The sequence below is a fragment of the uncultured Ellagibacter sp. genome (assembly GCF_934636505.1).
In the GTDB taxonomy this organism is placed as follows: Bacteria; Actinomycetota; Coriobacteriia; order Coriobacteriales; family Eggerthellaceae; genus Ellagibacter.
Window position 1 is genome coordinate 1 of sequence record NZ_CAKUAL010000066.1, and the last position, 10407, is coordinate 10407.

At 61.6% G+C, this 10407-nt stretch carries 9 protein-coding genes; 3 read left to right on the forward strand and 6 right to left on the reverse strand.

Annotation, left to right across the window (positions count from 1 at the left end; translation table 11 throughout):
* A partial coding sequence (locus tag Q0G18_RS07635; protein WP_297151570.1) for an amidohydrolase family protein occupies positions 1-744 on the reverse strand: 744 nt, incomplete at its 3' end.
* A 226-nt stretch (positions 745-970) separates the two neighbouring features.
* On the opposite strand from Q0G18_RS07635, the gene Q0G18_RS07640 reads away from it, so the two are divergent.
* On the forward strand, positions 971-2122 hold the full coding sequence (locus Q0G18_RS07640; protein ID WP_297151573.1) for a 5-bromo-4-chloroindolyl phosphate hydrolysis family protein: 1152 nt from the start codon (positions 971-973) through the stop codon (positions 2120-2122).
* A 61-nt stretch (positions 2123-2183) separates the two neighbouring features.
* Positions 2184-3350 (forward strand): toxic anion resistance protein, encoded by a 1167-nt coding sequence (locus tag Q0G18_RS07645; RefSeq protein WP_297151576.1) that lies wholly within the window; start codon positions 2184-2186, stop codon positions 3348-3350.
* Between the two features lie 655 nt (positions 3351-4005).
* Here the strand turns inward: Q0G18_RS07645 and ychF are convergent.
* From ychF to Q0G18_RS07670, 5 genes are all read right to left on the reverse strand, one after another.
* Positions 4006-5070 (reverse strand): redox-regulated ATPase YchF, encoded by a 1065-nt coding sequence (gene ychF / locus Q0G18_RS07650; RefSeq protein WP_297151579.1) that lies wholly within the window; start codon positions 5068-5070, stop codon positions 4006-4008.
* A gap of 111 nt (positions 5071-5181) precedes the next feature.
* Entirely contained in the window at positions 5182-6567 is a 1386-nt protein-coding gene (gene guaD / locus Q0G18_RS07655; protein WP_297151582.1) for a guanine deaminase, read from the reverse strand.
* A gap of 8 nt (positions 6568-6575) precedes the next feature.
* Positions 6576-8345 (reverse strand): adenine deaminase C-terminal domain-containing protein, encoded by a 1770-nt coding sequence (locus Q0G18_RS07660; protein ID WP_297151585.1) that lies wholly within the window; start codon positions 8343-8345, stop codon positions 6576-6578.
* A 395-nt stretch (positions 8346-8740) separates the two neighbouring features.
* A complete protein-coding gene (locus Q0G18_RS07665; RefSeq protein ID WP_170264523.1) occupies positions 8741-9013 on the reverse strand; it encodes a DUF4177 domain-containing protein in 273 nt (90 codons plus the stop codon).
* Positions 9014-9297: 284 nt separating this feature from the next.
* Positions 9298-9837: a GNAT family N-acetyltransferase gene (locus Q0G18_RS07670; RefSeq protein WP_297151588.1), complete on the reverse strand. Its 540-nt coding sequence runs from the start codon at positions 9835-9837 to the stop codon at positions 9298-9300.
* A 322-nt stretch (positions 9838-10159) separates the two neighbouring features.
* Here Q0G18_RS07670 and Q0G18_RS07675 point away from each other — a divergent pair.
* Positions 10160-10407, forward strand: a 248-nt coding sequence (locus Q0G18_RS07675) for a hypothetical protein (protein WP_297151591.1), incomplete at its 3' end; no start/stop codon positions are given.

Below are 10407 nucleotides of genomic sequence, written 5' to 3' on the forward strand. Positions count from 1 at the left end.
GGTGTCGACGCCCGCCTCAAGTCCTACGCGCACGCCTTCCGCGCTCTCGATATGGGCCGCTGTCGCCATGCCGAGCTTGTGCGCCTCGTCGACCGCCGCAGCTGCGATCTCGGGCGACATGCGCAAAACGCCCGGCTCTCCTTCCTTCTCCGCATCGAAGACACCGCCCGTGATGAACAGCTTCACGAGGTCGCATTTGCGCGCGAAGCAGTCGCGGACGATCTCGCGCGCCTGCTCGGGGGTCTTAGCGATGTGGGCGAACAGCCCCGCGCCGTGGCCGTTCGGCACCGTGACGCCGACGCCCGAAGTGAGCAGGCGCGGCCCGGGGTACTTTCCGGCGTTGATCGCGTCGCGCACGTCCACGTCGGCAAAGCCCGGGTCGCCCACCGAGCGCACGGTAGTCACGCCGCTCGCAAGCTGCTGCTGCGCATGCTTTTTGATGATGCGCCGCAGGTACCACATGCCGATCGGGTTTCCCACCACCTTGTCGATAAGGTTGCCCGCAGCACCTGCGCTCGTCGGCTTGCCCGAGCCGCAAAGGTGCACGTGCAGGTTCACGAGGCCGGGCGCAAGGTAAGCTCCCTTAAGGTCGATCTCCTGAGCGTTTACAGGCGGCACGATTTCTTCCGCCGCACCGATCGCCGCGATTCGGCCCTCGTCGTCCACGACGACGGTGGTGTTGGGGCGCGGCTCCATGTCGGCGGTGCCGTCGAGGACGGTTGCGTGGGTGAAAACGTAGGCCATGGGATTCTCCTTAAGAGCGCGGCTGCTTGAGGTTTCACCTATTGTATCGTGTGAGGTCTCGAATTACACCCCATTTGTTGAATATTGCACTCGCGTTTGGTCGCGCCCGTCGTTTCGTTTCCTACGACTTGGTAAAAAAGGGTTTACGGCGCGCCCTTTGGCTCCTTCGAGCACGTACGTTCGGTTACAATCGAGGCGATAGATTGATTCACGGAAAGGCAGCCCGATGGCTTTTTCAGATAACATGGCCGATCAAGTTGCAAACGCTGCGCAAAACGCCGTGAAGTCGAGCGATTTCAGCGACCTCCAGTCGACCATCGAGCGTGTTGCCGGCGCCGCCGCTGAGAGCATCGGCCGCGGGATTGCGCAGGCATCTGACGGTATCCGCCGGGGTCAGGAGCAATACGCGCTCATTCAGGAGCGAAAGCGCAAAGAGGAGCTCATGAACCTGCGCTATGCGAGCGCCACGACCCAGCGCGGCGGCGGCATAGCGCTTGTAGTCGCAGGCGTTGCTGTGGGAATCCCGCTTGTCGCCATAGGGCTTATCATGCTCCTCATCAAGCTCGCGGCTGCCGTGCCGTTCATCGCCGCAGGCGCCGTGCTCGGCGGCGCGCTCGTGTTCGCGGGCACTCGAAAGATCCGTCTTGCGGGCGCCTTCGATCGCTACCGCAACGCCATCGGCCTGCGCGAGTCGTACAGCCTGAACGAGCTCGCGCAGCGGGGCTCCGAGAGCGTCGCGGACGTGCAGAAAAACGTGAGGAAAATGCTTGCGAAGGGCATGTTCAAGCAGGCGACGCTCGATGAAACCTCGGGCCTGCTCCTCATGACCCCCGAAGCCAGCGAGAGCCACGAGCGTGAGCTTGCCGAGGCGCGCCGTGCTGAACGCCAGCAGGCGCTCGTGCAATCTGCCGGCTCGAAGGAAAGCGCTCCGCTCACCGCCGAGCAGCAGCAGCTCTTAGACCGTGGAAAGGCGTTTATCGCGCTCATCCGCGAAGGCAACGACGCTATTCCCGATGAAGAGATTTCGCGTACGCTCGACCGGATCGAGCACGTGGTCACGGCCATTCTCGACGCCGCTGCCGAGAACCCCGAGCTCATCGACGATTTGGACAGGCTCCTCGACTACTACCTGCCCACCACGGTGAAGCTGCTCGAGACCTACCGCGAGCTTGATTCCCAGCCAATCCAAAGCGACAACATCGTCGACTCGAAGCGCGAGATAGAGAAAGCGCTCGATAGCTTGAGCGTCGCGTTCGAGAAGCTGCTCGACTCGCTCTTTCGCGACGTGGCGACCGATGTGTCGTCTGACATCACGGTGCTCCGCACCGTGCTCGCGCAGGAGGGTCTCACCGAAAGTCCGTTTGACAAGGCCCGATAGTCAAACCCCTACCGAAAACGGGCGAGCATGCGTCCGTAAGGAACCGAAGAAAGGTATCGTCATGGAAAACAGCACCGAATCGAAGGCAACGCCCGAGCTCACGCTTACGCTTACTCCCGAGCTCGACGATGCGCCCGCTCCTGTTCTTTCCGCCCAGCCGGTGGAGGAGCTGGCGAAAGACGAAGGAGGCCTCGCCCTCGATGACTCAATGCTCTCCGATGACGAGAAGAAGATGGTTGAATCGTTCTCCGAGCAGATCAATGTGCGCGACTCGGCCGCCATCATGCAGTACGGCGCCGGCGCGCAGAAGAAGATGGCCGATTTCTCCGAGTCGGCGCTCGAGCGGGTGCGCACGAACGATTTGGGCGAGGTGGGCGACCTTATCACCGGCGTTGTCAACGAGCTGCGCGGGTTCAATGCCACCGAGGAGAAGGGGCTGTTCGGCTTCTTCAAACGCGGCGTCGACAAGGTGCAGTCGCTTCGCACGCGCTACGACAAGGCAGAGGCGAACGTGAGCAAGATCGTCGACCAGCTGAAAGACCACCAGATGACGCTCGTGAAGGATGCGGCGACGCTCGACAAGATGTACGAGCTGAACCTCACGTACTTCAAAGAGCTCACGATGTATTTGCTCGCGGGCAAAAAGAAGCTCGCTCAGGTTCGCGAGGGCGAGCTCGTCGAGCTTGTCGAGCATGCTCGTGCTACCGGTCGCGCTGAGGACGCCCAGGCTGCGCAGGACCTCGAGGCCATGTGCACGCGCTTTGAGAAGAAGCTTGGCGATCTGGACCTCACCCGCACCATCGCCATGCAGACGGCGCCGCAGATTCGCCTCGTGCAGAACAACGAGATCACGCTTGTCGAGAAGATCCAGACCACCATCGTGAACACCATTCCGCTGTGGAAAAGCCAGATGGTGCTCGCGCTCGGCATTGCGAACGAGGCTGAGGCCGCCCGCGCGCAGAGCGCTGTCACGAACATGACGAACGACCTGCTCAAGAAGAACGCGGAGATGCTGCACACCTCGACTGTCGAGATTGCCCGCGAGTCCGAGCGCGGCATCGTCGACATCGAGACGCTCAAGAACACCAACGAGACGCTCATCAAGACTTTCGACGAGGTTATGCAAATCCAGGCGGAAGGCCGCCAGAAGCGCGCCGAGGCCGAGGCGGCGATGCGCGAGATGGAAGCCGAGCTCAAGCAGAAGATGCTCGAGATTCCGCGCGTGTAGCGTTGAGATGCGGGTGTGCGGGCTACGCGAGCTGCCCGCACCCCCCGCACCGGAAACCTTGCTTGCGGGTAGGTTGCATAGCAGTCGAAATCCGCTGTGCCGGCGGCACTTGTGATTCACGTCCAGTCAGATAGCATAGCTGATGAGATTGCCCACTGCGAACCTTGTTTGTTCTTTCACGACTGTGGCTCTCCGTGGACAAAATCAGTCGATATGTGAGCGCCGACGGGGCTTACTGCTCCCACCTCACGCGCCCGCAGATTCACGACCTGGGCATTCTTTGCCAAGCCGCGCGGGAGAGGCGCTCGGAGAGGAAGAACGGCTCACATATCGACCGATTCTGTCCACGCCACCCCGATTCTCAATAAAAAGGCTCATGGCAAAGAAGGTAAGCAATCTAAAGCTCAATAGGGCTCGAAGGAGAGGGTTGGTCCTCATCGCTTTATCCCTGGGTTTATTTACTTCATCGAAATTGATCGATGAATGCTTCCAAGTCCCTTATAAAGCGCTGATTCTGCTTATCATTGCCTCTTTTGCATGCGGCATGGGGGGCTTATGGTGCCTCATCGTAGAAGGGAAAAGCCCCTCGTCTAAAGGCTAAACGCAAGCTCGGGAGCTCACCATAAAAAAGGGACGCTTTCGCGTCCCTATCTTGTTATACATTGAACTTGAAGTGCATGACGTCGCCGTCTTGTACCACGTATTCCTTGCCTTCCTGGCGAAGCTTGCCGGCATTGCGGCAACCTACCTCTCCGCCGAGCTCCACGTAGTCGGTAAAGCTCGCGGTCTCAGCCTTGATGAAGCCGCGCTCGAAATCGGAGTGGATGACGCCTGCAGCCTGCGGGGCCTTAGCACCGATGGGAATGGTCCATGCGCGCGTCTCGGTCTCGCCGCTCGTGAAGTAGCTCTGCAGTCCGAGCAGCTTGTACGCCTCGCGGACCAGGCGTGCCAATCCCGACTCGGAAAGCCCCATGGCCTCGAGGTACTCCTTCGCTTCCTCGGGATCGAGCTCGGCCAAGTCAGCTTCCACCTTCGCCGAGATGGGCACTGGCGCGCACCCGTCGATTTCGGCCAAATCGGCGTCGAGCGCGTCCTCGTCGACGTTCGCGATGTAGAGGATCGGCTTCATGGTGAGCAGATGCAGGTCGTAGATCGCCGCCTGCTCGTCCTCGTCCAAGCCGAGCGTGCGGGCGCGATGGCCTTCGTTCAAGCCCTCGAGCACCTTCTTGGCGACCTCGAGCTTCTTCACGCCGGCCTTGTCGCGCTTGGCCTCTTTCTCCAGGCGCGGGATGGCCTTGTCGAGCGTGCCGATGTCGGCCAGGATGAGCTCGGTCTTGATCGTCTCCACGTCGGAGGTCGGGTTGACCTTGCCGTTTACGTGCACGACGTCGGGGTCGCTGAAGAAACGCACAACCTCGCAGATCGCGTCGGTCTCGCGGATGTTCGCGAGGAACTGGTTGCCCAGGCCCTCGCCCTTGCTCGCGCCCTCCACCAGGCCTGCGATGTCGACGAACTCTACCGTCGCGGGAACGATCTTGGCCGGATGGTCGATCGCCGCAAGCGCGTCGAGGCGCGCGTCGGGCACGGGGACGATGCCCACGTTAGGCTCGATGGTGGCGAAGGGATAGTTCGCGGCCAGCCCGCCCTTGTTCGTGAGCGCGGTGAACAGCGTGGACTTGCCGACGTTCGGCAGGCCGACGATTCCGATGGAAAGCGACATGGAAGCTTCTTTCTCACTCAAAAGCGCCGCCGCGAAACTCGCGGCGGCGTGTGTGCAGTCAGTTCGGTTCATAATACCACAGGCCGTGCGCAAACGGCCAAGACGTGCGCCCTACCTCGCGTCCTTGTCGCACACGAGGACGCCCTGCGAGAACACTTGGCGCACGTTGTCGGGCGTTGACAGGTAGAGGATGCGGGCAAGCCGGTCGATCGGCTCGTCGAACACGCCGAAGCCCGTAAGGTCGCTATTGGGCCGCTTCACGTCGATGACCTGCAGGTCGAAGGCGCGCCCCGGCTCGAAGGTCGCAAGCGGCAAGCCGAGCGCCTCGGCGCCGCCTGCGGTGGCGAGCCAGAACGACTCCACGAGGGACAGCCGCGTGCCCTCGCCGAGCCCGCCGCGTTCCTCGGGCGGGAGCTGTGCGTTCACGCCTGTCTCGAGCAGGCGCGATACGAGCACTGCTTGGCGAATGTTCTCGTACATGCTAGGGCTGTAGCCGCCCGATATGTCGGTACCGAGTCCCACGTGGATCCCCTGCGAGCGGAAGCGCTGGACGGGGGCCACGGCGCTTGAGAAGTAGGAGTTCGCCGTCGGACAATGGGCGACGGCGACGCCCAGCTCGGCGAACATCTCGCCCTCCTCCTCAGTGAGATAGGGACAATGCGCCATGATGGAGTGCTCGCGTAGCAGGCCGAAATCGCGCAGGGCATAAGGATCTGTCTTGCCGAAGCGCTCAAGCACGACGTCGTGTTCCCACTGCCCCTCGTTGCAGTGCGTCTGCACGTAGGCACCTGTGCTTTCAGCCAGATTGCCCAGGCCGCGAAGCACTTCGTCGGTGCAGCTGGGGATGAAGCGCGGCGTGATGACGGGCCAGGCGCCCGCCCGGCTTTTCCGTCCGATGGCCTCCACCTCGCGGATGAGAGCTTCGGTGTCGCGCACCGCCTGCTCAGGCGATGCGTCGCGGTAGTAGTCCGGGTTCGCTGCGGGGTCGTCCATCACCGTCTTGCCCACGAGCGCGCGCTGGCCGCGCTCGGCACAGATTTCAGCGAGCGCCACCGTTGCCTCCAAGTGGGCGCTGCCAAGGTACACCGCCGTCGTCGACCCTCGAGCAAGGAGCTGATCGACCAGGTCGGAGTACACTTCCTTCGCGAAATCAACGTCCGCGAACTTCGACTCCAGGGGGAACGTGCGCTCATCGAGCCACCGGTAGAGCGGCTCGTCAAGCGCGAGCGCCGCCTGCGGCCACTGGGGCGAGTGGGTGTGGATGTCCACGAAACCCGGCAGCCCGAATCTACCCTCCCCCAGCTCGTAGAGCGTGCCGGCCTCGCGGGCCTTCGCGAGCGCCGCAGCTTGGTCGGGGTCGTCATGTGCGATGACGCGTTCGATCGCGCCGTCTTCCCCTACTTCTATGAGGGCGCACTCCAAATACTCGAAGCTGCCGTATTCGGGCGTATGGAAAAACGACCCGTAAAACGCCCTCGGTTGCGTAGTCTTTGCCATTGCGCGCCCTATTCCACGACGCCCTTGATGGGGTCTTCGATCTGCAGCGTCATCACATTGATGAAGCCGTGGTCGGTGATGGCGTACGCGGGCAGCGCCGCCAGGCAGATGAAGGAGAGGAACATGAACGGGATGGAGATGATGCAGCCGCGCTCGGCGCAGGCGGCGTTGAGAGCGTTCTTCCGCGCCGCGAGCTCCTCGCAGGAGAGGTCGGTGAGCAGGCCGCAGACGGGGTATTCCACGCACTCGATGACTTCCCCGCCGTCAACCAGGCACTGCCCGCCGCCGATTTCGATTATGTGGTTCACGGCGACCGCCATGTCCTCGAAGTTCGTGCCCATGACGATTACGTTGTGGTTGTCATGTCCGACCGAGGAGGCGATGGCGCCGCTTGTCATGTGGAAGCCGCCCATGAACGCGCGGCCGACGTTGCCGTTGATTCCGTAGCGCTCGACCTGCGCGATGTAGAGAACGTCTTGGGAAACGTCGCAGGCTACGTAGCCGTCCTTGCACTCGAGCTCGACCTCGCGCGGCTGCGTGACGGGGATCCATGGGAGCGTGTCCATGCAGGTCACCTTCACGCGCTTGGCGCCTTCGGGGGCGGCGATCTTGAAGCTGTCGGGCGTGATGGGGTTCAAGAGCTTCGTGGTGTTGAGCAGGCAGGGGTCGTGGGTTGCCTTCTCGTAGTGAACGAGCAGCTCGCCGTGGTCGACGACTTGCTTGCCGCGCGAGAAGACGCTTACGACCTGGAAGTCCTCGGCGGTGTCGCCCGAGACGATGTTCACGTCGGCGCGCTTTCCGGGTGCGAGCGCTCCGATATCGGTGAGCTCGAAAGCGCGCGCGGCGTTGATGGTGACCATCTGGATTGCCTTCGCGAACGGCACGCCAGCTTCGAGGGCGAGCTTCAGATGATGGTCAAGATGCCCCGTCGACGCCAAGTCGCAGCAATGCAAGTCATCGGTGACGATGCTCATCATGGAGGTGTCGATATCCTTGCCGACGATGCATTTCAGCTGGTCGGAGAGGGTGCGAGCGGCGGAGGACTCACGCAGCATCGCGTGGACGCCCGCGCGTGCGCGGTCCATGATGTCGTCGGCGGAAAGCGCCTCGTGGCAGGTGGAGATGCCGGCGGCGACACATTTGTTGAGGTCCTTGCCTTTCATCTCGACGAGATGCCCTTGCGCGGTCATGCCCTTCATCGAGGCGACGTTGTCGAGCGATTCGAGTAGATCGGGCAGCTCGGCGAGAACATAGGGACCGACACATTCGGAGATGCCCACGGCGTCGGGGCGCTTCAGCGCCTCGCGGATGATCTCGGGGTTGAACTTGCCGCCGCTCGTCTCGAGCGCAGGCGAGAAGGGCACATGCGATGGCACGACGAAGTACAGATTGAGATCGGTGGCCTCGTTTTCCTCAAGCACGGCCTCGATGCCGGGAAGACCAGACACCACGCCGACCTCGTGAAGGTCGGTCATGATGGAGGTGGTGCCATGCTTGAGCACGGCTTCCGCGAAGGGGCGGATGGCAAGGTCGGAGCTTTCGGGATGGATATGCCCGTCGATGAAGCCCGGGGTGATGAAGGCGCCCTCGGCGTCGATCGTGCGCGTGCCCTCGCCGATGCAGTAGTCGACATCGCCGACCGCCGCGATGGTTTGGTTGCTAATCGCCACGCCGCCGTCGTAGATCTCGCCCGTGTAGACGTTAACGATGCGACCGCCCGTGATGACCACGTCGGCCGGCTTGGTTCCACCTGCAACGCTCAGAAGTTCCCTGTCCATGCGCTTTCCTTTCGCGTAACCGCTCTCGTCTTCTAAAACGCAAAAGCGCACAGAGCTTTTCGCCCTGCGCGCTTATCGCCAAGTGAAATATGTCGTGTCGCTCGAAGCCCCGCACGAAGATGGCGCGATTTCCCCTTTTTTCCATGGGAATTGAGGGGCGCGGAGGCCGGCATATGAGCCTTTCCTGTTGCTATGCAGGGGAAATGCACTGTCTCGACGCTCCTTTTCGTCTAACGACATGGGCGAACTATATCACGCCTGCGCTCGCAAGTCCACGCGTCGCTGCGGTTCGCGCTGCAAACAAGATGCGCCCCCGAGCGCGCGAGAACGCTCGGGGGCGCATCTTGTTTGTGCGTGCGAGGGCGCGGGGCACGAAGCTTCCCAGCGCGCCCGCGTTAGTTCATGCGCTCGAACACGAGATTGCACACGGTTCGATCGCCGCCGCCGATGCCGGTGGATCCCGCCGTCGACTGCGCGAACGTGTGAAGGCGGTAACCTTCGGCGTACTGCTGGTTGCAAAGCTCCTCGATCTCGGCGAAGTTCTTCGATCCCTTGCCGACGAACTTCTCCCTCAGAACGACCTGCATAACGCGATATTGACCTGTTCCAGTATTGATTTTCCCAGCCTCGTCGTTAAAGCTGCCCATGACGTTGTCCATGAATCCCATGTCGGCTCCTTTCGATGGTCGACACCAGCTAGGCTGGTCTTTACATGCAAAATAATACCAACGAGCTCGGCAACCCCATGTCTCAAAAGAGGGACATTAGAAGATCTACTGGCCAATGTCGGGCAGCAGTTGGCTTCCCGGTTTTGACGAATCAATATGCAAACGTCAAACCAGGGGAAAACTCCTTGCGACGCTCATCGCGCAGACTCTTCGCCTTGATAGGACGGTGATGGACCCGCCGCCGTGGCGCGAGCACCCCGATGCCCCTGAAGAACGTTAGGAACCTATAGGAAGCTCCATTTCTCCCGACTCAGATACGTGAAGTGTTCGGTGCGCACATCGCCGATAAGAGGGCAATCGACGCCTTCCTCGGTATGATGGAAGGTGAATCCGCACTTCTCCTGGACGCGCTTCGACTTCCCGTTGCCGTCGTAGTAGCCGCACCAAAGTGCCGTGCAGCCGAGGTCCTCGAAAGCATGTCGTTGAATTTCGCGAACCGCCTCCGGGATGTAGCCGCGGCCCCAGAACGGGACGCCGATCCAAAAACCGATCTCCATCTCCGTAGGCGGCGCGGCGATCTGGGTCTGCTCAGGCGGGATGAGGCCGATGCTTCCGATGGCGCGCCTGTCCTCTTTTAGGCACACCGCGTACGTCTCCTCGGCGGAAAAGACGTCGCGGATGATCTCCCGGCTGTTCTCGATGCTCGTATGAACAGGCCACCCTGCGGTAGGGCCCACTTCTGGGTCGCTGGCATAGCGATAGAGGTCCTCGGCATCGGATTCCATCCAAGGGCGCAAGAGCAATCTCTCGGTTTCAAGCATCATCAGTTACCCCCTCGTTTTCTTCAGCTATCTCCCATGCCGCGGATCGAGGCGCAATCCCGGCACCGCGTCAAAGCCCGAAAGGCAATGTTCCAGCTACCGCTCTCGTCGATGAACGCAGCAGCCCAACGCGTATTTCCAGCACCGAACAGGATAGAGCAGCCTCCCCCTCTTTCTTTCCCAATCCAACGAATACACCGCAAGCCCACCGCCGCCAGCGCAATCTCCAGATGTAATCAGGGACAACTATGCTGTAATGATTTAGGATATAGGCAAAAAAGTGTGTCCCGGGCTATTCGCCGGCATGGGACCACGGATCGCTCGAGTGGAACTCGCTCCACACCACCGCGTCGCCCCATCTCGCCACGGACTCGTCCCTTGCGCCGAGCTCGGCGGCCTTCTCGTCAGGCCGTCTATGTCGTCGTCTGTCGGCATGTCCCTCAGGATGCTCTCGGGCGGAGGCGGGCACTCGAGCCTGCTCGCGCAGTACCAGAACACGGCTTTGACCATATGGTCCAGCCTCATGCCCCTGTGCTCGTCCAGCACGATCCTTATCTGCCTGTTCACCCCGCC

Coding starts and splice junctions, on each gene's coding strand:
- Q0G18_RS07640 (WP_297151573.1), top strand. CDS start 971: ATGGCTTTTTCAGATAACATGGCCGATCAAGTTGCAAACGCTGCGCAA.
- Q0G18_RS07645 (WP_297151576.1), top strand. CDS start 2,184: ATGGAAAACAGCACCGAATCGAAGGCAACGCCCGAGCTCACGCTTACG.
- ychF (WP_297151579.1), bottom strand. CDS start 5,070: ATGTCGCTTTCCATCGGAATCGTCGGCCTGCCGAACGTCGGCAAGTCC.
- guaD (WP_297151582.1), bottom strand. CDS start 6,567: ATGGCAAAGACTACGCAACCGAGGGCGTTTTACGGGTCGTTTTTCCAT.
- Q0G18_RS07660 (WP_297151585.1), bottom strand. CDS start 8,345: ATGGACAGGGAACTTCTGAGCGTTGCAGGTGGAACCAAGCCGGCCGAC.
- Q0G18_RS07665 (WP_170264523.1), bottom strand. CDS start 9,013: ATGGGATTCATGGACAACGTCATGGGCAGCTTTAACGACGAGGCTGGG.
- Q0G18_RS07670 (WP_297151588.1), bottom strand. CDS start 9,837: ATGATGCTTGAAACCGAGAGATTGCTCTTGCGCCCTTGGATGGAATCC.